Here is a 24,163-nt window from a genome sequence, read left to right on the forward strand (position 1 = left end):
CAGTAAGACCCCCACCTCAAAATTCAGCGAAAGCAAAGAAGTTAGGTGGGGGATCAACTGCCCATTAAAGTCCGATTGGTGAGGGCTAATAATCAGTGGGGGATGAAGAAAACCCCCACTGATTAAAGTTTCACTTTATATAAAAAGCTGCCACTTTAATGGCAGCTGGAAAAGTTACTTCTGTAATGATTTATAATACTGGCCTTTTTCAACATATTGTGTGCGAATTCGCTCCATGTCTTTACGGTCTTCTTCTGTTAATTCACGAACGACTTTAGCTGGTCGACCGAATGCTAATGTGTTTGGCGGGATTTTCTTTCCTTGTGAAACGAGGCTTCCAGCACCGATAAAGGCTCCTTCACCAATTTCAGCACCATCTAATATAATAGATCCCATTCCAATTAAAGCATCTTTTTTAATATGACAGCTATGTAAAATAACTTGATGCCCAATGGTTACGTCGTCTTCTAAAATAAGAGGATACTGTGGGCTTTGGTGAAGTGTACATTGGTCTTGTACATTTACCCGGTTTCCAATGATTGTTGGTGAAACATCACCGCGTATGACTGTATTAAACCAAATACTTGATTCTTCACCAATGGAAACGTCGCCTGTAATCGTAACATAATCAGCGACAAAAGCACTACTCGCAATTTTCGGATTTTTTTCTTTGTAAGGATATATCATGTAAAGTCTTCCTTTCCTAGAGACTAGTTTCAGTGTATCAAATTATGAGAAAGAGTGAAATGGAGGAGGTCCGTATGTGGAATTATGAAGCAGAGGAAGCGAAAGCTGTCGTTGTTATCGTGCACGGCGCAATGGAATATCACGGACGTTATGAAGTCGTTGCGGAAATGTGGAATCATATCGGCTATCACGTCGTGATGGGGGACCTTCCGTCACACGGAACGACTTCAAGAAATAGAGGACATATTGATTCATTTGATGAATACATAGAGGAAGTTAAATTATGGGTGAAAGAGGCAAGAAAGTATAGGTTACCTATTTTTATATTTGGTCATAGTATGGGTGGTCTTATTGTCATTCGTATGATGCAAGAAACGAAGAGAGAAGATGTAGACGGCATTATTTTAAGTTCGCCATGTTTAGGCTTAGTAGCTGGACCTTCAGCACCACTTCAAGCTGCCTCAAAAATATTAAATATTATCGCTCCAAAATTGCAATTTGCAACGAATCTTACAGTGGAAATGTCCACTCGTAATCATGAAGTTAGGGACGCGATGGAGAATGATTCATTGTTCTTGCGCAAAGTATCAGTACGTTGGTATAGTGAATTGATTAAGTCTATCGAAATTGCTCATAAAAAAATAGATGATTTTCCAGATGTTCCGCTCTTGCTAATGCAAGCTTGTGAGGATAAACTTGTAGATAAAATACGTGTCCGCACTTGGTTTGATAATGTTAAAATAAGTGATAAGGCTTTTAAAGAATGGCCGAATTGTTATCACGAGTTATTAAATGAGTATGAGCGTGATGAAATTTTGAATTATATTCAGTCATTTACTGAAATACGCATCAATAACATAATAGAAACAAACAAATAAGTAAATTATTTGTACATCGAATAGAGGAGATGAAGGAAGAAGTGAACGTACCGAGTAATCCCATAACGCTCATGGCGAAAGTATACCGTGATGTGTTTCCGGTAGTACACCATGAGCTAGCGGTGTGGAAAGAGCGTGCCTACCATATTCCGAATGATGAGCTTCATAGTCAGGCAATCGCGAGTATTGAGAATAAAACGTTTCATTGCGAAGGCGGTGGTATTTTAGCACTGTTAGCAAATGAGCACCGAGAGGAATGCATTCGTTTTATCGTAGCGTATCAAACAATCAGCGATTATTTAGATAATTTATGTGACCGCAGTACATCACTTGATCCGAATGATTTTGCCGCACTGCATGAATCTATGTTAATGGCATTATCACCTGAAGTAGAAGGTGGCGGTAATTATTATCGCTATCGTGATGACCAAGACGATGGTGGTTATTTAGATGAACTTGTTGAAACATGCCAAGATGTTTTAAAGAAAACGAAGCACTATGACAAAATTGCTCCTGTTCTTCATGAACTTGCTTGTTATTATTGTGATTTGCAAATTCATAAACACGTGAAGTTAGAAGAAAGAGAACCACGCTTACAAAAATGGTTTGAAGCACATAAAGAAAATTTACCTGAAATGAGCTGGTTTGAATTTTCAGCATGTGCCGGTTCTACACTTGGAATCTTCTGTCTTGTAGCATATGCATTTCATGATGAATTACATGATGAAGATATTGCGAAAATTAGACAAGGATACTTCCCATACGTACAAGGACTTCACATTTTACTTGATTATTTCATCGATCAAGAAGAAGACCGTATAGGCGGGGATTTGAATTTCTGTAGTTATTATGAAAACGAGCAAGCGATATTAGATCGTATGAAACATTTTGTAGAAGAAGCAGAGAAGAGCATTGGTGATTTACCTCATGCGAAGTTTCATCGTCTCATAAGCCGAGGGTTACTTGGTATTTATTTATCAGATCAAAAAGTATCAGCACAAAAGAATATGAACAAAATGGCACGGCGCATTGTAAAATACGGAGGGCTTACTTCACGATTCTTCTATTGGAACGGGAAGATGTACCGAAAGAAAATGGCGCAGTGATGAATAAAACCACTCATGTAGAGTGGTTTTTGTTATAATATGGTAAAGGTTGGTGGTGGAAATGAAGCGATTGTTTCAAAAGCTATATGAAAATATTGAAGTAACGTTACTCATGCTACTTTCCATTTCATTTGTAATTGGAATGTATATGATGATGAATAGGCCAAGTGGTCCTACTATGATGGATTATGTGCCGCAAGTAATAATTGGCACAATTATTATTGTAGATATCGTGTTCTTAATGAATAGTAGAAAAAAACAAACGAATAGTAAATAAAAAAGCATTTGTACACGAGAGTACAAATGCTTTTTTATTTATGATCGTATTTTTGCAAATACATATAAAAGAAGTTCAATCGCAAAAATAACTAAAACAGATAGTCCGAATAAAGGCATGACAGCGCCTAGTATAACCATCATGATAAAGAAAACGATTATGCTTTTCTTATCTCTTTGCTTTGGTGGTGCTGCTAATTTTCCTTTCGGCTTTCTTGCAAACCACATTTTTACTCCGTAATAAATAAGAAGTAATAAAGATAATGTCGTTAGTAAGCATAATATTTTATTTGGCCATCCGAATAAATGACCTTCGTGAAGCGGGATACCGTAAGTGAACCATTGTGCAAATAAGCCATAATCACGATAGTCCGTTTTTGAAATGAGTTTTCCGCTATATTGATCAAAGTAAGCTGTTATTTCTTCATTTGGTGCCACATCCATGCCCGTAATACCAGAACCGCTCGATTTCGAAACGGTGAATACACCTTTCGGATCAGTTGGTAGTGAGATAACGTATGGCTTCTTTATTTCAATTCCTTTTTGTAATTCATCGACAGAAATTGTTTTTAGCTCATTTGAATTCGATTCAGGAGGAGCTTCTTTTCTTGTTGCCCACGGCAATTCTTTTACCTTTGATTCAGGCGGTGCCATATACAACTTTGGATATCCAATCGATTCATTCGACGATGCGATTTTATAAATTTGGTTACCCATAAATCCTGACCATGGCAATCCAGATGCGACTAACAAAACGAGTGGAATTGTAAATATAATACCGATAATAGAATGACGTCGTTTTGCTTTTTCTCGCTTAGTGGATGCCGGTGTGTTTTTGAATTGGCGTATACTCATATACAATCCAGTCACAATTAAAAAGATTGTCCAGCATGCCGCAAGCTCTACAGTATAGTTGACGACAGTGCCACCAACTAAAAGAGAACTATGTAATTCCCGCATTATATTGGCAAACGTTTCACTTGCATTTTGATCTCCAATAATTTGATTATTGCTATCTAAATACACATATTTTTGTTGCCCCGTATATTCATTTGCAATAGTAAGCCTCGTATTATAATCCCCATTAAACTCACTAATTTTCGCCACACTATAATGTGGATATTTTTTCTCTGTTAAGGAAATAGAATCAGACATCGAAATAGATTCCGTTTGGGCGCTCTTCCCAAAATATAAATCTTTATAGATGAAATCTTCAACTTCTTCCCGAAATAAATACCCAATTCCGCTCAGTGACAACGTAATAAGAAGCGGTGTAATAAAAAGCCCAGCATAAAAATGCCAACGCCAAAAAATGTAATGAAGCGAACGATTTACTTTCATACTTTCAGTTCCCCTAACCTTTCCTATATGAATAACTACTTATTTAATATAGCGAGATTAAGTGTGATTACTTTGAAAGAATTGTGAAGAAAGTTAAAAGTTTTTAGGGCAGATTTTATCGGCAAGACATACAATACGCAATGCAAAGCTTAGTTGAATGAATTAGCTCTTCATTTCCTTTTTGTAGCCTAATTTGAAGCGCTTTTTGAAAACAAGTAAGGGCGGTTTGGAAGTGGCCCTTATCTAATTTACTTTTCCGTAATTAATGGTGCTATAGTATTAAGTCAATTTTTAAATTGATTTCATTGCTCAAGTTCTTAATCTAAAATATCTAATTGTTCAGCTGTTATTTGCTCCTTTCGTATATGTAACAGGACATTCGGTTCTTGCTCTAATTTAGCAATTGACTTACTTTTGTGTAAGCTTCATTTCTTTCCTCTAAAAGAAGCAGCTCATGTCCCGTAGCATTGTGTTCCTCTATGATGCCACCGCATTTTGCAGTTAACCTTTTCCCTACTTCATCTACTAAAAAGGAAATATTTATAATAAAAATAAAATGTAATATTCTGTATATTATCGAGAAAAATATGCTTAACTATAATTTCATTTGGTAATATGTTACAAATATATACAGGCGTTTCAAAATTTGAAATATACTAACAGTTAAAGGCGAGGGAATTTTATGGGGAAAACTCAATTGAATTTTAAAAAGGCAGGAATTATTACATTAACATCAGCTATGTTATTTGGCGGACTTTTGCCAAATATTTCTCATGCTGAAGAAAGTAACGTAGCAAAACTTCAAACATTCTCTTTATCTAACATGCCAGAAAAGGCAAAAAACATTGACTTAAATGAATTGAAAGAAACGGAGGAAGAATATTTAAGTGAAGAAGAGGTAAGGTCAATCGATCCATATCAATTAAATTTGATATTTAAAGAATTAAAAGATGAGATAAAGAATGGGAAATATACTCATGCTGAATTGAATCAAATTGCTAGTGAAAAGATAAAAAATAGCACAGCAAAATCCCCTAGTTTATATGGTTACGATATACCAGGAATGCCTGATTTAACAGAAGCGGAAATTTCGTTAGCAAAGAGGCATCCTATTGAATTCGTAACTTATGGAGGATGTTCAATTGATGCTCTTAATGAAGCAAAGAAATATTATGGTGGTGATCAACTTACTAAGGGAAATGGTGATGCGTTTAGACATGCTTATTGGAATGCGATTTTAGTTCCGAACATGGGTGGTTCTAGTGGTGCTGTATATGGCGAAGAAAGAGCAAAAGCTTGGACTGATGCTCATGAACAATATTCTGTTGGTATTGATAAAGAAATGGATCTTCATAACAATTGGTTTGGAAGATCTGTAGCAATGAATAATTATTATTGGACTACGTCAAAATATAGCAGTTACATGAGAGAAAGAGTAAGTAAAGGTTCTTTAGCACGAATAGTTAATAATCAATTAGTGGCCACAAATGGTGTTACTGGTAAGTAATGCACAGAATGAATGTGAGAAGAAGTAAGTATCCTATAGTATTGTCTTTATATTTTACTTAGTGATATTCTTTAAATTAACACCTTGAAAATACATATTTGTATAAAAAAGGAGACAAAGATTTTGAAAAAGAATTTAATACTGATTTTTTGTCTAGCTATTTTATTCATATTGTCTGCTTGTCAAAAAGAATACAAAGGAAAATATGTGAAATGGGGCGACACTGTAGAAACTGTTGACACAGAAAGATTTGAAAGAAACAATATTCCATATAAAGTAGAGGGCAATAAGGTGTATGTTCCAGAAGATGCATTTGATGATGCTATAGTATGTTGTTCTTAGGAAGTTGCGTTCTATGAATAGGTAGCAGTAAAACTCCAACATGGCGCTATGTTGGAGTTTTACTAAATTTGAGAGAGTGAAGCAATTGCGAGGTTACTCATTCAACAAGCAGGATGTACAAATCAAAACATAACCGCTTGTGGATCAATAGTTTAGAAGTAGATAATACTAAAAAGGTTTTCAGAATTTAAAGCCTGGTTCAGATTATGAGCACATGTTTGCTGAAGTGCAAGTACGTCAAATTAGCGATTGGATTATTGGAATGAATGCTAGTAGGTTATATACACTTTTCTTTCTTTGAATTGGAAGTGCAATTTACTTCTGAAAATGGTGGATACAAAGGGCATTATATAGAGAGATTTGCAACTAAAGGTGAATTAATGAACTTGCTGCAGCAACATAATCTTTCTGAAAACAATAGCCAGTAAGGTATATTCATTGGGACCCCCTTATATTTTCTACATACATCCTAACAACCGCTTTCGCAAGACATTGAGAGGAATCAACAAAATCCTCACTAGCCACAACATTTAAATCGGTACATGCGATAATTGCGGTATCTACTTCATTTCTCAATTGTAAAACGAGCGTATGCCACAATTCGCGGGCTTTTTCAATTTCTCCATCTTTAACACAAGAAATAGTTTGATTAATCATTTCTTGCCATTTTCCATGATGAATGTATTCTATATTCCGTTTTGCAATACCGTCTTGATAAATACCAGCTTGAATTGTCGCTTCTGTTGCGAGAAGAGCGATTCTTTTTGTATTCTCAGGAATTGCTTGTAACGTCTCATCGACTATATTTAAAATGGGGATAGAAAGAGAATGCTGTAATTCTTCAAAATAAAGATGCGCTGTATTGCACGGCATAGCGATAAAGTCTACGCCAATACTTTCAAGTTTTTGTGCCCCTTCAATAATTGCTTTTTTCATCGCCTCATGATCAATAGGCCGATCCATATAAAACGGTGTTGGACAAGAATAAATCATCATATGAGGAAAGTCCATATCATGCTTTGCTCCGTATATAGTTTGGCACCCTGCTACAACTGTATCAACGAATGGCCCAGTTGATTTTGGTCCCATTCCTGCTAGTATTCCGATCATTAGTTTGTCTCCTTTAATATGTAATTAAAAACGTTTTTTACGAAGGACAAAAAGAAATAAAATAAGTAATAAAAATGAATATACGATAGCCCAAGCTGTGAGCCATAGCGTGTGAGTAAGTATATTAAATTTGTATTGTCCAAGCATTAGAAAGCTTTCGACAGGTGGTAAAAACCATAGTAACTCTTTTTTAAACCGGATTGAGGCGATTGTTATAAGTAATATAAATATCAGGCTAAGCCAAGCTGTGCTTGCTTTTGGAATCATATTTCTAGTAAATAAAGTTGCAATTGAAATTCCTAGTATAGAGAAAGACATGTGAGTGAGAAATCCGACTAAAAATAAAGAAACTGTCATTTCTTCATTAAACATTTGCAAAAAAATTGGGTAGATTACGGATATAAAAGATAAAACAGTACAAATGAGAAGAGCTGTAATATATTTACCAACGTATAATGCTGAAATGTTATTTGTATGAGACATAGTAATTTGTTCTTGTACAGGATCTTCAGTATGAAAAATTGTGACCGTAATCCAAGCAGATAATAAATAAAGTGCGAGTGCCGTTTCTAAGTATGTCGGCACAATAGGAGTAGGTTTATATGCATATACAAAAAGTAAGCTCACAAAGTACATCGCAATAGGAGGGACGTACTTATACGATTTTGTATAGTCGAGAAAGTGATAACGAATAAGAGCAAACATAATAAACCTTCTTTCGATTTAAAAGTTAGGTTGTAGCAGTGTGATAGATGCTTTTTTATGTAATAAAAACTGAAGCATTTCGTTTGTATATTCTTTTTCGATTTGTAATTGAATAAGGTTTTGATTTGAATTGTGTGTAACGTGTATAAAACCTAATTGTTTCCGTAGTTCTATCGCTGAAAACGTTTCGTGAACGATTGCTTCAATATAGACTTGTTCTGCCACTTTTTGCACAGAGATATCTTCCGTGATTGTATGATTTGCTAACGTCACAATTCTATCGGCGAAGTTTTCTAGTAGTTGTTTTTCGTGACATGTGAAGAGTATAGATATGCCGTGTTGTTTTAATGAGAGTAGAATATGTTCTAGTTCTTGCTGAGAGTTAGGATCAAGTCCAGAAAGAGGTTCATCTAAAATTAATAAATGGACGTCTGTAAGCAATGCTTGCATAATGCCAGTTTTTTGTTTCATACCTTTTGAAAAGTTTCGTACAACGGAATGCCTTGCATGATGTAAATGAAAAGATTCAAGAAGCATCGGAATTTTATCTTTTAAATATTTTGTTGATAAGCCGTGGATGTGGCCGAGATGATATAAATAATCCTCTAATGTAAAACGAATCCCTTCAGGAAAATGTTCAGGTACATAGCCAATTTGTATATGTTCTTTTCTTTGAAGTGTCCCTGTTGTAGGTGAAATAAATCCTGCAATTATTTTGAGTAGAGTACTTTTTCCAGTCCCGTTCCCGCCGATAATAGCGAGCGCTTCTCCTTCTGGAATGGATAAATCAATGTTGTCTAGTATAAGTGATTTGCCATACTTCTTTTGGATTCCCCGTAGTTCTACTAGCAAAGTTCTATCCTTCTTTCTTTAAATAGTGTATATATCCATTATATAGGAGAATAACAAAAAGACGTGCAGTGAGTGCACGTCTTTTTTTGTTATCTTTTGTCGAATCGTCGATATATCGAAAAAATCGTTGATATATTTTATCGCTTCTCAATCGCCACAATAAATGGTGGGTTATTTTGCTGGTTAATGAAGCCGTATCGTAGTACGTGAGCTTGTTTTTGGTCGAGTTCTTCTGCAAATTTGAGAACAGCGTCGCGTTCTACTTGTCCTTCTGGGTGTCCGTGGTAAATGACAAGGACGATAATTCCTTCAGGTGCCATTACTTCTAGTAATTGTTCAATTGCTGAAATTGTTGAGTTCGGTTTTGTAACGATATGCTTGTCACCGCCAGGAAGGTAACCTAAGTTGAAGATAGCGCCTGTTACTTTTCCTTTTGCATCTTCTGGTAGTACGGATAGAAGCGTATCGTGACTATTGTGAACTAAAACAGTACGTTCAAAAAGCTCTTTTTCTTTTAGACGGATAGTAGAGCTTTCAATTGCTTCTTTTTGAATATCAAATCCAAATACTTTTCCGTTATCTCCAACGATTTCAGCTAGGAAGCATGTGTCATGTCCATTGCCGAGCGTTGCATCTACAGCGTAATCGCCTTCTTTTACTGCCGTTTGCAGTAGTGTGCGAGCAAACGGTAATACACGTTCTAATTTCATTGTTGTTTCTCCTCATTTGCATATTTTCCTTGCCAGCTTCCGCGGCGTACAAATTCTGCATCGATGGAATTTAATACTTCCCATTTATTTAAGCTCCACATTGGACCAATCATTAAGTCAGGCGGACCGTCACCTGTGATACGGTGCACAATTACGTCTTCTGGAATCATTTCAAGTTGGTCAACAACGAGACTTACGTAATCCTCAAGAGAAAGGAATTCTAGTTGTCCTTTTTCATATTGCTTCACCATTGGCGTTCCTTTTAATAAATGAAGTAAATGAATTTTAATTCCTTGTACATCAAGCTTCGCTACTTCACGAGCTGTTTCCATCATCATGTCGTAATCTTCAAGTGGAAGACCGTTAATAATATGAGAGCAAACTCTAATACCATGTTTGCGTAATTTATTTACGCCTTCCACGTAAGAAGGATAATCGTGAGCGCGATTAATAAGGTTTGCAGTTCGTTCGTGAACAGTTTGTAAACCGAGTTCAACCCAAAGGTATGTGCGTTTATTTAAGTCCGCTAAATATTCAACAACATCATCTGGTAAGCAATCTGGACGAGTTGCAATAGAAAGACCGACAACGTCTTTTTCTGCTAGAAGCGGTTCGAATTTTTCTTTTAACACTTCAAGTGGTGCATGTGTATTTGTGTATGCTTGGAAATAAGCGATACATTTTCCGTCTTTCCACTTTGAACGCATTTTTTCTTTCATTTCATGATATTGCGTTATAACATCATCGCGGCGATCACCAGCGAAGTCACCAGATCCGGCAGCACTGCAAAATGTACAACCGCCGTAAGCAACTGTACCGTCACGGTTCGGACAATCGAAGCCAGCATCTAATGAAACTTTAAAGATTTTTTCACCAAATTCATTTCGTAAATGGTAATTCCATGTATGATAACGTTTATTGTCGTTTGTATATGGAAAAGGGTTTTGAACCTTCATTACTTTCCCTCCTAAGCCGAGTCAAAATGAAACAAAATCCATTATAACATACTCATAAGGTAGAGATGGAAGGGACACACTAAAGGGGAATTGAAGCAAGGAGGGACAATTATGGCAGAGCGTCAATCACTTGAATCGTATATTACACAAGCGGAACAAGCTGTAGAATATGCGAAAGAACAATTAGACCAAGGCATGAGACAAGAGCATTACAATACGATGGAGTATTCGGATGCGCAGTTAAAATTAGAACAAGCATATAACGATTTACAAACGATGCAACAACATGCAAATGATGAGCAACGTGAGCAGTTAAATAGAGCACGCATGGCAATTCGCCAACTGCAACATCAAATGATTATTACACCGCACTAATAAGGAGTGAATGTAATGGCGAAACGTTCAGATCAAAATAACCCAGAGCAAAAAACACAAAATGGACATAACGCTGAGTTTTCAAATGAACTTGATCCAGTTGTTCAAGTGAAACAGCGCAACAGTAAAAAAGGACAACCTCAAAGATCAAAGCAATCAGAGTAAACCAGGTCGCAATATGACCTGGTTTTATTTTGCTATATGACAATAATGTAAGATTTCTGTAAGGTTTGCCGATAGTTGTAAGCTTACTTTTCCAGTAGAGTAAGGGAGGATTAAATTTTGGACAAGGAGTTGCTTTATGGGGAACAACATTACAAACAAACGAATTGATGAGTTAGATTACATTCGTGGCTTCGCATTACTGGGGATTATTTTAGTAAATATTCTTGCACTACTAAATATTAAGGTACCCGATCCTAATACAGTAGATGCCAGTTATCAAAGGTTTCTATACTTATTTGTAGAAGGTCGTTTCTTCTCGATTTTCTCATTCTTATTTGGAGTAGGATTCTACATCTTTATTACAAGAGCAATTGCGAAAGGGAAGAATGGGTACGTTCTATTTCTACGCCGCGTAGTTGCACTATTTATTTTTGGTTTAATTCATCAAATGTTTCAGCCTGGAGAAGCACTAGCGTTATACGCAATTTGTGGATTAGTCGTTTTACCGTTTTATAAAGCGAAAAAAGAAGTGAATGTAGTACTCGGTCTTATTCTTACGATAGCTTTTAGTATTATGGCAGCTAAGGAATTATTACCATTAGGTTTAATTTTATTAGGTCTTGCTGCAGGGCAGTATAAAGTGTTTGAAAACCTTTCAGCAAAAATCAAACAAGTCGCTATTTTTACAGGCATTATGTTTGTTTTAAGTGTTGCAGCGTTATGGTATCAATATGGGCACGTTCCTGCTAATCCATTTGTAAATATGATAATTATGAATGAAGATGGAACAATGGACGCTGCAGGTCAATTCTTAAAAATTGGTGTTACAGTTGGACCAATTATTTCAGCTTTCTATGTAGGAGCATTAATTTTATTACTTCAGTTAAAACCAGTTCAAACATTGTTAGCACCATTGAAATACTACGGTCGTATGGCTTTAACGAATTATATCGGACAAACTGCAATGATTTTAATTGCTGGTAGTGTATGTAACTTTGCAGGAAACTTAACATACATGCAGACGTTATATGTATGTATCGCAATTTATGCTATTCAAATTGTGTTTAGTGTAATTTGGATGAAAATCTTTAAAATGGGTCCACTAGAATGGATTTGGCGTGTTATTACGTATTGGACGGTAACACCTTTAAAGAAATAAAGAGAGAAGTGGGCTGTTCCTTTTGTGGAACAGCCCTTTTTTCTTGTTATCTTTTGTCGGTAAGTCGCTATATTTTGAAAATCGCTGATAAAAGTGGAAGAATCGCTGATAAAATTTCATTCACCAATGAAGTTGATCAAAAAGAAAAAACGAACCTTACACGCTCCCCTTTTTTATCTTACAAAAGTGTAAGGTAATTGTAATGTTAACAAATAGCAGTTCTCTTCTAAAAAGCGCAAAATAGGTAATGGAAAAACAAGCGTAGGAGGATATATATGACGAAGCCAGTTGTAGACGTGAAAAACGTTCAAAAAGTGTACGGTAAAAAAGGTGAGAACCAATCACACGCATTAAAAGGTGTTTCATTCTCAATTCAAGAGGGTGAGTTTGTTGGAATTATGGGACCATCTGGTTCTGGTAAAACGACATTATTAAATGTAATTTCAACGCTTGATAAAGCAACGGGCGGTGTTGTTGAAATTGCGGGTACGGACATTACGAAAATGAAGCAAGGTGAACTTTCTGATTTCCGTTCACAAAAGTTAGGATTCATTTTCCAAGACTTCAACTTATTAGAGAATTTATCTATTTATGAAAACATTGCACTTCCACTTTCCCTTCAAGGAGTTTCATCACGTAACATTGGACCAAAAGTAGAGAAAGTAGCGGGTATGTTAGGGATTACAGAAATTCTTCAAAAGTATCCATCTGAAGTATCTGGTGGACAGAAACAACGTTCAGCAGCAGCGCGCGCACTTGTGCATGAGCCAGCAATTATTTTAGGGGACGAGCCAACAGGAGCTCTTGATTCTAAAAATGCAGCGAGTTTACTTGATGCGATGACAAACTTAAATGAAGAACAAGGCGTATCTATTATGATGGTTACACATGATCCGTATAGTGCAAGTTACTGTCAGCGTATTTTATTCATTCAAGATGGTGAGCTATATAAAGAAATTCATCGCGGTGGTACGCGTGAAGAGTTCTACAAAGAAATTTTAGATGTACTTGCAGATTTAGGTACACAAAAAGCGTAAGAAAGGAGGTTCCAGTATGTTATTTAAACTTTCCATGTCGGGGCTGAAGAGTAAGCTGAAAGATTATATCGTCTTACTTGTTGGTCTTGTCATGTCTATCTCAATTTTTTATATGTTCCAAACGTTAGCGCTGAATAAAGCGTTTATCGAATCTAACTCAGTTATTCAATCAATTGGATTCGTATTCCAGGCAGGTTCATTTTTACTAGCCATTATAACGTTCTTCTATATTTTATATGCGAACTCTTTCTTATTATCTCTTCGTCAAAAAGAGTTTGGTATGTACATGATGTTAGGAGCAAAAAAACATAAAGTTACATTGCTTATGTTTATTGAAACAATTGTATTAGGTGCTGCGTCTCTTGCGATTGGTATTACAGTTGGTGTAGGACTTGCAGAAGGTATCGGGCAGTTATTAATGAAACAATTAGAATTTGCTGGTGAAGGGTATAAAGCGTTTTACCTTCCATCTATGACTGTTACTTGCATCTTCTTCTTTGCATTATTTGTATTATCAGCAATTATGAACAGTATTAAGTTATCACGTATTTCTGTACTGCAACTTGTACATGCAGATGCACAAACAGAACGTGTTGCAGTAAAAGGAAAAATGACAGGTTTAGTTGCATTCCTTGCGGTTATTTTATTAGGAATTGGCTATGCATCAATGATTTACATGGAAAAACTAAGAGAGATGGGAATCCTTATTGCATTAATTACAACAACAGCTGGTACTTACATGCTATTTGGATCACTTCTTCCGGTTATTATTAAAAAGTTAAAAAGTAATAAGAAGCGTAGTGAAAAAGGACTTAACGCTTTTACTTTTGCACAATTAAACTTCAGAATTAATAGTTTAACGAAAGTACTTGCGACGGTAGCGATGTTAGTTGCTCTTGGAGCCGGTGCAATTTCAGGTGGTATGGCGTTTAAAAATAACGTTATAAAAATGGTTGATGGTTTAGTAATCTATGATTCAGTGGTTCATAATCCAACAGCTGAAGAAAAGAAAATTTTGGATGGTATTACATTTAAAGAGAAAAGTGAATATCGTTACAAATTAGATGATAAATATGTTTACTATGTAAAAGAGGATTTAGAGAAAAATCGTCCTTTAATAAGAGATATGGCAAATATGGAGTCAATGAAAGATTTAGTGAATACGAAGAACGTTTCAGAGGAACTACAAGTAGGTGTAGTTTCTAGAGAAATGAATGAAAAAGATGCGAGTGCTAAAGAACTTCCAGAAGAATGGAACGAGGCTTTCAGAACAATTCAGCCATTTTATCTATATGAAGATCATGCAATTAAAATTGTAGATCAAAAAATGTACGATGGGATAAATGGTAAAGAAGGTATAGCATTTATCGGAAAAACAGATGACTTCTTAACATATACAAAAGAGTGGAAAAAACTTGACGAGTTGCAGCTAGTTAAATATAAAAATGTAAAAGCTGAAAGAATGGATAGTAAATATCAAGCTTACAATGGGTTCTATGGCATTGCGAGTGGAACAGTGTTTATGGGCTTCTTCCTTGGAATTGCTTTCTTAGCAATGATGGCAAGTTGTTTAATGTTTAAAATTCTTTCTGGTGCATCAAAAGATATTACGCGTTATCAAATGCTTCGTAAAATCGGTGTGCGCCGTGAGTTATTAACGAAATCGATTTATAAAGAGTTATTCTTAGTATTCTTATTCCCGGCAATTGTGGGTATCGCTCACGTATTAGTTGGTATGAATATTTTCGGATTTATTTTAATGGATCCTTACTTCCGTATTTGGGTACCAATCGTAATTTTCGTAGTTATTTATGCGATTTATTACTTCATTACAGTTCAATTGTATAAAGGAATTGTTCTTCCGAAAGAAGATTAATAGGTAAAAAGCCGAGTGAAAGTACTCGGTTTTTTATATTTTCAGAAAAAACACTTTAATGTTACTGAAATATATAATATAATGTAAATAAGTAACATAATATATGAGTATCAGCAACTGGAAAACGAAAGGAGGATTCGATCTATAGAAAGAAGCTGAACTTGTATCCCCTATTTTTCTACCCACCCCGTATTTGTACAATCATAAATTTCCAAATGAAAAATTGTCAGACCTAAGTCGTATATTGTGAAAATAATGGATAATACATGGAAATCTCATAGCATGATAAGGTAAAATGGACAGGATAATGAGAAAATTACTGTTCATAAGATGAGGAGATACATGTATGGAAGTTGTAGAGGCATTAAAAGATATAAGCCAAATTGAGGCTATGAAAAAGTATTTAAAAGAGCACTCGCAGCGAGATTATCTTTTATTTGTTATTGGAATTAACACTGGATTAAAGATCACGGAACTACTTAGTATGAAATTTGAAGAGGTATTGAATGAAGATGGAACTGTTAAAGAGTTCTATTCTCTTCCTGTGAAAGATGAAAAATTTAAACAAGATATTTATTTAAATACAAAAGTAAAAGAAGCCCTTTTAGAGTATGTAAAATCTATTGATGCTCAAAGAGAAAACTACGTATTTCAATCTAATAAAACGAAAAATTCAATCTCACGCCAACAAGCGTATCGCGTTATTCATAGTGCAGCTGAAGCGGTTGGGATTGTTGGAAAGATTGGAACGAATTCAATGCGAAAAACATTTGGATTTCATGCGTACAAAAGAGGAATAGCGATTGCGCTATTGCAAAAGCATTTTCATCACGCAACCCCATCAGAAACGCTCAAGTATTTAGGAATCTCAAAAGATGAGAAGTTTAAAACAGAGATTGATGTAGATTTGTAAAAGCCGTAACTAAAAACTTTAGGAGGCGGAAAATATGAATATTAGAGAGAGTGAACTACCGGGCATTGGATGTAAATTTGAAGTGATAACAAAAGGTAATGAAAAAATGGTTATCGTTATTCATGATGATGGCCGAAGAGAAATGTATCATTTTGATGCGGATCACGATGAGAGTATTTCAAGCATTTCTCTTCGTGATTCTGAAGCGAGACAAATTGCGGCTATATTAGGCGGAATGGTATATAGGCCGCAAGCGCTAGACACAATTGAGATGGCTTTTGAAGGATTATCAATTGAATGGTTTAAGGTGGAGAATAATGCACCAGTAGTACAACAAACAATTGGTAGCTTACATGTCAGAAAAACATATAACGTAACGATTATTGCTATTTTGAAAAAGAATATGAAGAAATTCTTTAATCCAGGTCCAGACTCTATTATTGAAGCTGGCGATATGCTCGTATTGTCGGGTGAAAGACATGAAGTGAAAAGAATTATTAATGAATTGCTTTCAGCAGGAGGTGATTCCTAATCGATGGATACTTTAATCTTTGAAGTTGGAACTGCGTTAGTATTAGTAGCTTTTGCAGCTATCCTCGCTGCGAAGTTAAAGTTCTCGATTATTCCGTTTCTCATTATACTCGGTATGTTAGTGGGGCCTCATGCCCCAGATTTAGGACTTATCGATTTAAGGTTTATTGAAAGCGGAGAAGTTATTTCCTTCCTCGGCCGTGTTGGCGTCATATTCCTCTTATTCTACTTAGGTTTAGAATTCTCAATAAAAAAATTAATTAAATCAGGAAAGTCGATTGCTTTTGGGGGGAGTATTCATATATCGCTTAATTTCATATTAGGTTTACTTTATGGATATGTTATGGGTTTCCCCTTATTAGAAACATTAATTATTGCTGGAATCATTACAATCTCATCGAGTGCAATTGTTGCAAAAGTAATTGTTGATTTAAGAAGATCTGGTAATAAAGAGACTGAATTAATATTAGGAATCATTATGTTTGATGATATCTTTTTAGCTGTATATTTATCAGTCGTTTCAGGGTTAGTACTCGGTGGTGCAACATCATTTGTAGGTGCTCTTACATCGGTGTTAATCGCGGTAGGGTATATGCTACTATTCTTTGTAATCGCTAGAAAAGCTACGCCGTTTCTAAATAAAGTATTAGATATTTCGTCAAACGAAATTTTTATTATTGTAATATTCGCCATTTTATTCTTTGTAGCAGGATTTTCAGAAACGATTCATGTTGCTGAGGCAATTGGAGCATTATTGTTAGGACTCGTCTTTTCTGAAACAGAGCATAGTGATCGGATTGAGCATCTCGTCGTTCCATTTCGTGACTTCTTTGGAGCCATATTCTTTTTCAGTTTCGGTTTAAGTATAGATCCGTTTTCACTTGGAGGAGCAGTGTGGTTGGCATTAGGAGCAGTTTTCATTACGCTCATCGGTAATTTTACAGCTGGAATGATGGCGGGACGTAAAGCTTGGTTATCGCATAAGGCTTCTACGAATATCGGTTTAACCCTCGTATCACGCGGAGAGTTCTCCATTATTGTAGCCAATATCGGCATTGCGGGTGGTTTAATGGCAACGATTAAACCGTTCTCTGCACTGTACGTTTTAATATTAGCATCGTTAGGACCGTTATTAACGAAGGAGTCTGGGAGAATATACTCTCTACTAGATAAAATATTTAAATGGAGTGCGAAAGAACGTGCGAAGCGAGAAAAAGAAGTTGGATAGTATAAATAAGGGGGAGACTGGATGAACTTTATGCAGTCTTCCTTTTTTATATATTGTTGTTGATGTCGTTTTTTGTCGGTAAGTCGATATATTTTAATAATCGCTGACATATTTTGAGATTCGCTGATATATTTTCAAGTGACAATTCATATAATTTCATTTACCGAAAAACCATTATCTGAATTTCATCAACTATTAATCAGTTGCCTTCCTATTTAAAAACGACTACAATTTTACTGTTATAGATGAACGAAAAAAATAGAATAGGAGGGGAGACTATGCCAAGGAAAGTATGGCTATTAGTAGCTGGGATGATTATTAATGTCACGGGTGCTTCTTTTTTATGGCCTTTTAATACAATTTATTTGCATGATCACCTAGGAAAATCTTTATCTGTGGCCGGAATGGTATTAATGATCAACTCGCTTACTGGTGTAATCGGAAACTTGCTCGGCGGTGTTTTGTTTGATAAATGGGGCGGTTATAAATCAACTTTAGTAGGGATTGTCATTACACTTGTATCGATTTTAGGCCTTGTGTTCTTCCACGGTTGGCCGTTATATGTTGTGTGGCTAGCATTAATCGGCTTTGGTTCTGGAATGGTCTTCCCATCGATGTATGCGATGGTCGGTACGGTTTGGCCAGAGGGCGGAAGACGAGCATTTAATGCGATGTATGTTGGGCAAAACGTTGGTATTGCTATCGGAACAGCGTGCGGTGGTTTAGTTGCATCTTACCGTTTTGATTATATTTTCTTAGCCAATTTTGTTTTGTACTTTGTTTTCTTCTTAATTGCTTTTATCGGATTCCGTGGTATGGAAGATAAAAAAGAGCCAGGAGTGCAAAAAGAAGTCGAAACGAAAAAAGGTTGGTCGCTTACACCTGGCTTCAAAGCGCTTCTTATCGTATGTGTAGCATATGCTTTATGCTGGGTTACATACGTGCAGTGGCAAGGGGCGATTGCAACACATATGCAAGAATTAAACATTAGCCTTCGTCACTACAGTTTATTATGGACGATAAACGGAGCGATGATTGTTTGTGCGCAGCCATTAGTTAGTATGCTAATTCGCTGGATGAAGCGTTCTTTAAAACAACAAATTATGATTGGGATCTTTATTTTTGCGGCGTCATTCATTGTTTTAAGTCAAGCGCAGCAATTTACGATGTTCCTCGTTGCGATGGTAACTTTAACAATTGGTGAGTTATTCGTTTGGCCAGCAGTTCCAACGATTGCAAATATACTTGCGCCAAAAGATAAATTAGGTTTTTATCAAGGTGTTGTAAATAGCGCGGCGACCGTAGGGAAAATGTTCGGACCGGTCGTTGGCGGAGCGATTGTTGATTTATACAATATGGAAGTATTGTTTATAGCAATCATGGTAATGCTTGTAGTAGCGATTATTGCAACGAGCATGTATGATAAACGAGTAAAAGTAGAAGAAACAGTAGAAGAAAAAATTGCAGTTTAGTTTGACGGAACATGTAACATGTTTTAGAATATATTTAAATAAAACAACCTTTGGAACAAGGGAGATAGCTCGGCTGTCCTAAGACGAATTCGTTAGTTATTAAGAGTAACGATTAACCGAGAAGCCTTAGCTTCAAGTAAGCTCTTTAGAGATACGAAGTGGTGGGTAGTTCACATTAACTTATATTTGTAATAACAGTGAGAAGGAGTAGTAGTAATAGAAGCTGGTTTAGAGAGTTGACGGTCGGTGCAAGTCAATCCACGTTTCGTTATGAACTCGCCTTTGAGTTGCAGTTGTGAAACTAGTAGTAGCAATTGCCGTTAATCCACGTTACGGATCTAAGCGAATGTATATTTTTACATTAATTTAGGGTGGTACCGCGGGAATCTATAACCTCTCGTCCCTTTCTAGGGATGAGAGGTTTTTTGTATTTTGGGCGGTGAAAATAAATAGAATTTCAAGGAGGGTATCTCATGAGCTTTAATCATCAAAATATTGAGAAGAAGTGGCAAGGGTACTGGGAAGAGAATAAAACATTCCGTACGCCAGATGAGACAGAAAAACCAAAATTTTATGCACTAGATATGTTCCCATATCCATCAGGTGCAGGTCTACACGTAGGACATCCAGAAGGTTATACAGCGACAGATATTTTATCTCGTATGAAGCGTATGCAAGGATATAACGTTCTTCATCCAATGGGATGGGATGCGTTCGGTCTTCCAGCAGAGCAATATGCACTTGATACTGGAAACAGCCCGGCAGAATTTACAGAGCTTAATATTAATACGTTCCGTAATCAAATTAAAGCATTAGGCTTCTCTTACGATTGGGATCGTGAAGTAAATACAACAGATCCAAACTACTATAAGTGGACACAATGGATCTTCCTAAAACTATTTGAAAAAGGTTTAGCTTACGTTGATGAAGTACCTGTAAACTGGTGCCCAGCACTTGGTACAGTACTTGCAAATGAAGAAATCATTGACGGTAAGAGTGAGCGCGGTGGACATCCAGTTGAGCGTCGTCCGATGAGACAGTGGATGTTAAAAATTACAGCTTACGGAGATCGTCTATTAGAAGATCTAGATGAGCTTGATTGGCCAGAAAGCTTAAAAGATATGCAACGTAACTGGATTGGTCGTTCTGAAGGTGCAGAAGTACACTTCAACATCGATGGTACAGACGAGAAATTCACAGTTTTCACAACGCGTCCTGATACACTATTTGGTGCGAGCTACTGTGTACTTGCTCCAGAGCATGCGCTTGTTGCTGACATTACAACAGCAGAGCAAAAAGAAGCTGTAGAAGCTTACATTAACTCTGTTAAAATGAAGAGTGACCTAGAGCGTACAGAACTTGCGAAAGAGAAAACTGGTGTATTCACTGGTGCTTACGCAGTTAACCCAGTAAATGGCGAGAAATTACCAATCTGGATCGCTGACTATGTTCTTGCAACTTACGGAACAGGTGCTGTAATGGCAGTTCCAGCTCATGATGAGCGTGACTATGAATTCGCATCAACGTTCAATCTTCCAATGAAGGAAGTTGTAAAAGGCGGAGACATTACGAAAGAAGCATACACAGGTGATGGTGCGCACGTAAACTCAGCATTCCTTGATGGTTTAAATAAAGAAGAAGCAATCGTAAAAATGATTGAATGGCTTGAAGTAACGAGCGCAGGAAATCAAAAAGTAACGTACCGTCTACGTGACTGGTTATTCAGCCGTCAACGTTACTGGGGTGAGCCAATTCCAGTAATCCATTGGGAAGATGGCACAATGACAGCTGTGAAAGAAGAAGAATTACCATTAGTTCTTCCTAAAACAGAAAACATCCGTCCTTCAGGTACAGGTGAATCACCACTTGCTAACATTGAAGAGTGGGTAAACGTTGTTGATCCTGAAACTGGTAAAAAAGGTCGTCGTGAAACGAACACAATGCCACAATGGGCTGGTAGCTGCTGGTATTACCTACGTTACATCGATCCAAACAATAGCGAAGCACTTGTAGATCCTGAAAAAGTAAAACAATGGCTTCCAGTTGATATTTATATCGGCGGAGCGGAGCACGCTGTACTTCACTTGCTATATGCTCGTTTCTGGCACAAAGTATTATACGATATCGGTGTAGTTCCAACGAAAGAGCCGTTCCAACAATTATTCAACCAAGGTATGATTCTAGGTGAAAACAACGAGAAAATGAGTAAATCAAAGGGTAACGTTGTAAACCCTGATGATATCGTAGCAAGCCATGGTGCAGATACACTTCGTCTATACGAAATGTTCATGGGACCATTAGATGCTTCGATTGCTTGGTCTGAAAATGGTCTTGACGGAGCTCGTCGTTTCCTAGACCGCGTATGGCGTCTATTCATTCAAGATAATGGTGAATTAAGTGAGAAAATTACTGATGTACCAAATAAAGAGCTTGAAAAAGCTTACCACCAAACAGTGAAGAAAGTAACAGAAGACTATGCAGAGCTTCGCTTCAACACAGCGATTTCTCAAATGATGGTATTCATCAACGATGCATATAAAGCTGAAACACTTCCGAAAGAATATGTAGAAGGTTTCGTAAAAATGATTGCACCAGTTGCACCTCACATCGGGGAAGAACTATGGAGCAAACTTGGATACAATGAAACAATCACATATGCAAGCTGGCCAACATTTGATGAGTCTAAACTTGTAGAAGATGAAGTTGAAATCGTTGTTCAAATTATGGGCAAAGTTCGCGCAAAACTAACAATGAGTAAAGATGCATCAAAAGAAGAAATGGAACAACTTGCACTTGAAGCAATTCAAGAACAAATCGAAGGAAAAACAGTTCGTAAAGTAATTGTAGTTCCTGGAAAACTTGTTAACGTTGTTGCAAACTAATTCATTCTAAATAAAAGCTCAGAGTATTTATACTCTGAGCTTTTTTGTGTAGAAAATAATCTCAGGATCACCTTCATCTAAGTTTTCAATCATTCCACTGCGTACAAATAAAAGAGCGGAATTCCAATACAGACAAACACCTATTTTTTTATAGGAAATATGATAAAAAAGGTAGGCTAAATTAAGTAGAAGAGGTGAAAGGAATGAAAGGGATGGACAATAATGCACCACATGGCTTCTTCGGAGGTGGATCGGGTAGTTATGAACAAATGATGTTAATGGGAGGAGCTGACCAACAAGGATATGGTGGAATTCCGAGCTGGATGGGTGGAGCAGCAGGAGGCTTTCCAACATCGGTAGCTGGCGTACAAACAGGAATTCCAGTAGGAGCACCAACTACATTTCCTTCTTTCGTTGGAGGAGTGCAGACAGGATTTCCGGTACCGGGAGTAGGTGTTGTAGCTGGAGGAATAGGTGGGTATCCGCAAGTTGTTCATGGCCATCATGGACATCACCACCATCAAGGCCAACACGGTCATCATGGACACCATCATCACCAAGGCCAACACGGCCATCATGGACACCATCATCACCAAGGCCAACACGGCCATCATGGACACCATCATCACCAAGGTCATCACGGCCATCATGGTCATCACCATCACCAAGGCCAACACGATCACCATGGTCATCACCACCATCACGGCCATCAGGGGCAACAAGTACATCACCACGGACATCATCACATTCATCCGCAAGCTGTTCTTTATCAAATGCACCAAGGCCACCAAGGCCACCATGGTCAACACGATCATCATGGTCAACACGGTCATCATGGTCAACACGGTCATCATGGTCAACACGGCCATCATGGTCAACACGGCCATCAAGGCCAACATGGTCATCAAGGTCAGCACGGTCATCAAGGTCAACACGGTCATCAAGGCCAACACGTTCACCAAGGTCAGCACGTTCACCAAGGTCAGCACGGTCATCAAGGCCAACAGGGTCAACAACAGCAACAATATCAGCAATATCAACAACAGCAACAATCTTCTCCTTGGGCAGGTGGAATTGGAGCGGGAGCAGCAGGAGCAGCGGCAGGAGCGGCTAGCATTAGTGGAGCAGCAGGGCATGCGGGACACGTGGGGCATTAATGAATTGCAGAAAAAAAGACATAATAAAAAACTGCTAGGAAATCCTAGCAGTTTTTTTCAGCTTCTTTGCGCTGACGTTCGATTTCAGCACGAAGTTGTGGTTCTGGTGCTTGCCAGCCTTCTGGTTTTAGAATTTTGCCATCGCCTTCGCGGAATCGAGGTTTCCCATCAGGGAATAATTTTGCCATGTTTGCGTTATTTACAATTTCGAATCCTTTATCTGGACGTACGCCCATTTCTGCAAACGTTCCGAATGCAAAGTAAATAAGATCAATCAGTGCATCATATTGATCTTCAACAGTCGTTGCTTCTAGAAATTCTTCTAGCTCTTCTTGCATAAAACTTGCACGGATTTTTGCACGTTCTTCTGTTAGTTTTGTTGGAGTATTTGTCACAGGATGTCCGAACTCTTCATGCATTTTTGCAACAAGTTCGTACCCTTTATCTAAACCTTTTTCGTTTGTCATGTTGTTTCATCCTTTCTCGCTTTGTCCGAATCTCATTGTAACATAGGGTGATTATGAAATGAAAAGGGACTGTTCAAAAGTTTCATCTTTTAGTTAAGGTAGGGAGAGCGTATATCGACTAAATGCCAAAACATAACCCGTTAATAAAAAAAAGCCATCCCGAAATAATTTTGGGATGGCCCTGCTCGTTATTTTTCTTCTTTTATTAAAATGGATAAAATAAGATCGATGCCAAACATACCAACGAGCAACATTGGTATAACGACAAGTAAATAACGTGTGAAGGAAACATTTTTTAAATATGTATGAGCAAATAAAAAGACGCCGAGAAATAAAATACCATTTAAAATAGGCTTTACTAATTTTTTAGACATAAGCTCCCCCATAAATATCTTCTCTCTCTATCTAAAATAAAAACTCCTCTTTCCGTT

The 24,163-nt window shown here is 37.0% G+C and carries 25 protein-coding genes, 2 pseudogenes and 1 other annotated feature; of the genes and pseudogenes, 17 read left to right on the forward strand and 10 right to left on the reverse strand.

The window, feature by feature from the left end; translation table 11 throughout:
* Positions 1 to 174: 174 nt before the first annotated feature.
* Positions 175 to 687 (reverse strand): gamma carbonic anhydrase, encoded by a 513-nt coding sequence (locus tag QCI46_RS03555; RefSeq protein ID WP_000640213.1) that lies wholly within the window; start codon positions 685 to 687, stop codon positions 175 to 177.
* A 74-nt stretch (positions 688 to 761) separates the two neighbouring features.
* Between QCI46_RS03555 and QCI46_RS03560 the strand changes: the two genes are divergently transcribed.
* From QCI46_RS03560 to QCI46_RS03570, 3 genes are all read left to right on the forward strand, one after another.
* Complete coding sequence (locus tag QCI46_RS03560) at positions 762 to 1,565, forward strand: alpha/beta hydrolase (protein ID WP_098047257.1); 804 nt, start codon at positions 762 to 764, stop codon at positions 1,563 to 1,565.
* Positions 1,566 to 1,606: 41 nt separating this feature from the next.
* Entirely contained in the window at positions 1,607 to 2,671 is a 1,065-nt protein-coding gene (locus tag QCI46_RS03565; RefSeq protein ID WP_141499258.1) for a tetraprenyl-beta-curcumene synthase family protein, read from the forward strand.
* Between the two features lie 61 nt (positions 2,672 to 2,732).
* Positions 2,733 to 2,948, forward strand: coding sequence for a hypothetical protein (locus QCI46_RS03570; protein ID WP_353839607.1), 216 nt, complete (start codon positions 2,733 to 2,735; stop codon positions 2,946 to 2,948).
* Between the two features lie 38 nt (positions 2,949 to 2,986).
* On the opposite strand, the gene QCI46_RS03575 is transcribed toward QCI46_RS03570, so the two are convergent.
* Entirely contained in the window at positions 2,987 to 4,288 is a 1,302-nt protein-coding gene (locus QCI46_RS03575; RefSeq protein ID WP_353839608.1) for a PepSY-associated TM helix domain-containing protein, read from the reverse strand.
* A gap of 697 nt (positions 4,289 to 4,985) precedes the next feature.
* Between QCI46_RS03575 and QCI46_RS03580 the strand changes: the two genes are divergently transcribed.
* The 3 genes and pseudogenes from QCI46_RS03580 to QCI46_RS03590 form a co-directional block, all read left to right on the forward strand.
* The gene (locus tag QCI46_RS03580; protein ID WP_353839609.1) at positions 4,986 to 5,795 is read left to right on the forward strand and encodes a DUF6973 domain-containing protein; all 810 of its coding nucleotides are present in this window, start codon (positions 4,986 to 4,988) and stop codon (positions 5,793 to 5,795) included.
* A 123-nt stretch (positions 5,796 to 5,918) separates the two neighbouring features.
* The gene (locus tag QCI46_RS03585) at positions 5,919 to 6,137 is read left to right on the forward strand and encodes a hypothetical protein (protein ID WP_000739867.1); all 219 of its coding nucleotides are present in this window, start codon (positions 5,919 to 5,921) and stop codon (positions 6,135 to 6,137) included.
* A gap of 84 nt (positions 6,138 to 6,221) precedes the next feature.
* Positions 6,222 to 6,562: pseudogene (locus tag QCI46_RS03590) on the forward strand (DNA topoisomerase III); the annotation flags it as partial.
* A 10-nt stretch (positions 6,563 to 6,572) separates the two neighbouring features.
* On the opposite strand, the gene QCI46_RS03595 reads toward QCI46_RS03590, so the two are convergent.
* The 5 genes from QCI46_RS03595 to mnmL form a co-directional block, all read right to left on the reverse strand.
* Positions 6,573 to 7,247, reverse strand: coding sequence for an aspartate/glutamate racemase family protein (locus QCI46_RS03595; RefSeq protein ID WP_353839610.1), 675 nt, complete (start codon positions 7,245 to 7,247; stop codon positions 6,573 to 6,575).
* A 24-nt stretch (positions 7,248 to 7,271) separates the two neighbouring features.
* On the reverse strand, positions 7,272 to 7,952 hold the full coding sequence (locus QCI46_RS03600) for an ABC transporter permease (protein ID WP_353839611.1): 681 nt from the start codon (positions 7,950 to 7,952) through the stop codon (positions 7,272 to 7,274).
* Between the two features lie 18 nt (positions 7,953 to 7,970).
* Positions 7,971 to 8,804 (reverse strand): ABC transporter ATP-binding protein, encoded by an 834-nt coding sequence (locus QCI46_RS03605; RefSeq protein ID WP_087984868.1) that lies wholly within the window; start codon positions 8,802 to 8,804, stop codon positions 7,971 to 7,973.
* A gap of 137 nt (positions 8,805 to 8,941) precedes the next feature.
* Complete coding sequence (mnmM, locus tag QCI46_RS03610) at positions 8,942 to 9,514, reverse strand: tRNA 5-(aminomethyl)-2-thiouridylate-methyltransferase MnmM (protein WP_071718139.1); 573 nt, start codon at positions 9,512 to 9,514, stop codon at positions 8,942 to 8,944.
* Positions 9,511 to 10,470, reverse strand: coding sequence for a tRNA modification radical SAM protein MnmL/YtqA (mnmL, locus tag QCI46_RS03615; RefSeq protein ID WP_029440192.1), 960 nt, complete (start codon positions 10,468 to 10,470; stop codon positions 9,511 to 9,513). Before mnmL ends, mnmM begins: the two co-directional genes overlap by 4 nt.
* A gap of 111 nt (positions 10,471 to 10,581) precedes the next feature.
* Here mnmL and QCI46_RS03620 point away from each other — a divergent pair, with 111 nt between their 5' ends.
* The 10 genes from QCI46_RS03620 (at position 10,582) to leuS (ending at position 22,108) form a co-directional block, all read left to right on the forward strand.
* The gene (locus tag QCI46_RS03620) at positions 10,582 to 10,845 is read left to right on the forward strand and encodes a YtzC family protein (RefSeq protein WP_000840868.1); all 264 of its coding nucleotides are present in this window, start codon (positions 10,582 to 10,584) and stop codon (positions 10,843 to 10,845) included.
* 15 nt (positions 10,846 to 10,860) lie between these two features.
* Positions 10,861 to 11,010: a hypothetical protein gene (locus tag QCI46_RS03625; RefSeq protein WP_001129345.1), complete on the forward strand. Its 150-nt coding sequence runs from the start codon at positions 10,861 to 10,863 to the stop codon at positions 11,008 to 11,010.
* 136 nt (positions 11,011 to 11,146) lie between these two features.
* Entirely contained in the window at positions 11,147 to 12,169 is a 1,023-nt protein-coding gene (locus QCI46_RS03630) for a DUF418 domain-containing protein (protein WP_088064618.1), read from the forward strand.
* 275 nt (positions 12,170 to 12,444) lie between these two features.
* Positions 12,445 to 13,206, forward strand: coding sequence for an ABC transporter ATP-binding protein (locus QCI46_RS03635; RefSeq protein ID WP_000165855.1), 762 nt, complete (start codon positions 12,445 to 12,447; stop codon positions 13,204 to 13,206).
* Between the two features lie 16 nt (positions 13,207 to 13,222).
* Positions 13,223 to 15,082, forward strand: a complete 1,860-nt coding sequence (locus tag QCI46_RS03640; RefSeq protein WP_353839613.1) for an FtsX-like permease family protein — start codon at positions 13,223 to 13,225, stop codon at positions 15,080 to 15,082.
* Positions 15,083 to 15,428: 346 nt separating this feature from the next.
* Positions 15,429 to 15,995: a tyrosine-type recombinase/integrase gene (locus QCI46_RS03645; protein ID WP_353839614.1), complete on the forward strand. Its 567-nt coding sequence runs from the start codon at positions 15,429 to 15,431 to the stop codon at positions 15,993 to 15,995.
* A 34-nt stretch (positions 15,996 to 16,029) separates the two neighbouring features.
* Positions 16,030 to 16,527 carry a cation:proton antiporter regulatory subunit gene (locus QCI46_RS03650; protein ID WP_001026048.1) on the forward strand — a complete coding sequence of 166 codons (498 nt, stop codon included), beginning with the start codon at positions 16,030 to 16,032 and terminating at the stop codon, positions 16,525 to 16,527.
* A gap of 3 nt (positions 16,528 to 16,530) precedes the next feature.
* Positions 16,531 to 17,754 (forward strand): cation:proton antiporter, encoded by a 1,224-nt coding sequence (locus QCI46_RS03655; protein WP_353839615.1) that lies wholly within the window; start codon positions 16,531 to 16,533, stop codon positions 17,752 to 17,754.
* 278 nt (positions 17,755 to 18,032) lie between these two features.
* Positions 18,033 to 19,226, forward strand: a complete 1,194-nt coding sequence (locus QCI46_RS03660; RefSeq protein ID WP_327958121.1) for an MDR family MFS transporter — start codon at positions 18,033 to 18,035, stop codon at positions 19,224 to 19,226.
* Positions 19,227 to 19,414: 188 nt separating this feature from the next.
* Positions 19,415 to 19,634: a binding site (T-box leader), on the forward strand.
* A gap of 65 nt (positions 19,635 to 19,699) precedes the next feature.
* On the forward strand, positions 19,700 to 22,108 hold the full coding sequence (gene leuS, locus QCI46_RS03665; protein WP_353839616.1) for a leucine--tRNA ligase: 2,409 nt from the start codon (positions 19,700 to 19,702) through the stop codon (positions 22,106 to 22,108).
* Between the two features lie 27 nt (positions 22,109 to 22,135).
* On the opposite strand, the pseudogene QCI46_RS03670 reads toward leuS, so the two are convergent.
* A pseudogene (locus tag QCI46_RS03670) lies at positions 22,136 to 22,216 on the reverse strand (GNAT family N-acetyltransferase); the annotation flags it as partial.
* A 95-nt stretch (positions 22,217 to 22,311) separates the two neighbouring features.
* On the opposite strand from QCI46_RS03670, the gene QCI46_RS03675 reads away from it, so the two are divergent.
* The gene (locus QCI46_RS03675; protein ID WP_353839617.1) at positions 22,312 to 23,265 is read left to right on the forward strand and encodes a hypothetical protein; all 954 of its coding nucleotides are present in this window, start codon (positions 22,312 to 22,314) and stop codon (positions 23,263 to 23,265) included.
* Between the two features lie 44 nt (positions 23,266 to 23,309).
* Here the strand turns inward: QCI46_RS03675 and QCI46_RS03680 are convergent, their stop codons facing one another.
* Together QCI46_RS03680 and QCI46_RS03685 are read right to left on the reverse strand one after the other, a co-directional pair.
* Positions 23,310 to 23,732, reverse strand: a complete 423-nt coding sequence (locus QCI46_RS03680; RefSeq protein ID WP_048562049.1) for a pyrophosphohydrolase domain-containing protein — start codon at positions 23,730 to 23,732, stop codon at positions 23,310 to 23,312.
* 188 nt (positions 23,733 to 23,920) lie between these two features.
* Complete coding sequence (locus QCI46_RS03685; RefSeq protein ID WP_000038782.1) at positions 23,921 to 24,106, reverse strand: hypothetical protein; 186 nt, start codon at positions 24,104 to 24,106, stop codon at positions 23,921 to 23,923.
* Positions 24,107 to 24,163: the final 57 nt, after the last annotated feature.

The organism is Bacillus cereus group sp. RP32 (genome assembly GCF_040459735.1).
Lineage (GTDB): Bacteria > Bacillota > Bacilli > Bacillales > Bacillaceae_G > Bacillus_A > Bacillus_A wiedmannii.

What these genes read in the sequence shown, in the direction of transcription:
- QCI46_RS03685 (WP_000038782.1), bottom strand. Translation starts at nt 24,106, where the DNA reads ATGTCTAAAAAATTAGTAAAGCCTATTTTAAATGGTATTTTATTTCTC.
- QCI46_RS03600 (WP_353839611.1), bottom strand. Translation starts at nt 7,952, where the DNA reads ATGTTTGCTCTTATTCGTTATCACTTTCTCGACTATACAAAATCGTAT.
- QCI46_RS03660 (WP_327958121.1), top strand. Translation starts at nt 18,033, where the DNA reads ATGCCAAGGAAAGTATGGCTATTAGTAGCTGGGATGATTATTAATGTC.
- QCI46_RS03655 (WP_353839615.1), top strand. Translation starts at nt 16,531, where the DNA reads ATGGATACTTTAATCTTTGAAGTTGGAACTGCGTTAGTATTAGTAGCT.
- QCI46_RS03555 (WP_000640213.1), bottom strand. Translation starts at nt 687, where the DNA reads ATGATATATCCTTACAAAGAAAAAAATCCGAAAATTGCGAGTAGTGCT.
- QCI46_RS03680 (WP_048562049.1), bottom strand. Translation starts at nt 23,732, where the DNA reads ATGACAAACGAAAAAGGTTTAGATAAAGGGTACGAACTTGTTGCAAAA.
- QCI46_RS03630 (WP_088064618.1), top strand. Translation starts at nt 11,147, where the DNA reads ATGGGGAACAACATTACAAACAAACGAATTGATGAGTTAGATTACATT.
- QCI46_RS03635 (WP_000165855.1), top strand. Translation starts at nt 12,445, where the DNA reads ATGACGAAGCCAGTTGTAGACGTGAAAAACGTTCAAAAAGTGTACGGT.
- QCI46_RS03620 (WP_000840868.1), top strand. Translation starts at nt 10,582, where the DNA reads ATGGCAGAGCGTCAATCACTTGAATCGTATATTACACAAGCGGAACAA.
- QCI46_RS03650 (WP_001026048.1), top strand. Translation starts at nt 16,030, where the DNA reads ATGAATATTAGAGAGAGTGAACTACCGGGCATTGGATGTAAATTTGAA.
- QCI46_RS03675 (WP_353839617.1), top strand. Translation starts at nt 22,312, where the DNA reads ATGAAAGGGATGGACAATAATGCACCACATGGCTTCTTCGGAGGTGGA.
- QCI46_RS03595 (WP_353839610.1), bottom strand. Translation starts at nt 7,247, where the DNA reads ATGATCGGAATACTAGCAGGAATGGGACCAAAATCAACTGGGCCATTC.
- leuS (WP_353839616.1), top strand. Translation starts at nt 19,700, where the DNA reads ATGAGCTTTAATCATCAAAATATTGAGAAGAAGTGGCAAGGGTACTGG.
- QCI46_RS03625 (WP_001129345.1), top strand. Translation starts at nt 10,861, where the DNA reads ATGGCGAAACGTTCAGATCAAAATAACCCAGAGCAAAAAACACAAAAT.
- mnmL (WP_029440192.1), bottom strand. Translation starts at nt 10,470, where the DNA reads ATGAAGGTTCAAAACCCTTTTCCATATACAAACGACAATAAACGTTAT.
- QCI46_RS03560 (WP_098047257.1), top strand. Translation starts at nt 762, where the DNA reads ATGTGGAATTATGAAGCAGAGGAAGCGAAAGCTGTCGTTGTTATCGTG.
- QCI46_RS03645 (WP_353839614.1), top strand. Translation starts at nt 15,429, where the DNA reads ATGGAAGTTGTAGAGGCATTAAAAGATATAAGCCAAATTGAGGCTATG.
- QCI46_RS03570 (WP_353839607.1), top strand. Translation starts at nt 2,733, where the DNA reads ATGAAGCGATTGTTTCAAAAGCTATATGAAAATATTGAAGTAACGTTA.
- mnmM (WP_071718139.1), bottom strand. Translation starts at nt 9,514, where the DNA reads ATGAAATTAGAACGTGTATTACCGTTTGCTCGCACACTACTGCAAACG.
- QCI46_RS03575 (WP_353839608.1), bottom strand. Translation starts at nt 4,288, where the DNA reads ATGAAAGTAAATCGTTCGCTTCATTACATTTTTTGGCGTTGGCATTTT.
- QCI46_RS03640 (WP_353839613.1), top strand. Translation starts at nt 13,223, where the DNA reads ATGTTATTTAAACTTTCCATGTCGGGGCTGAAGAGTAAGCTGAAAGAT.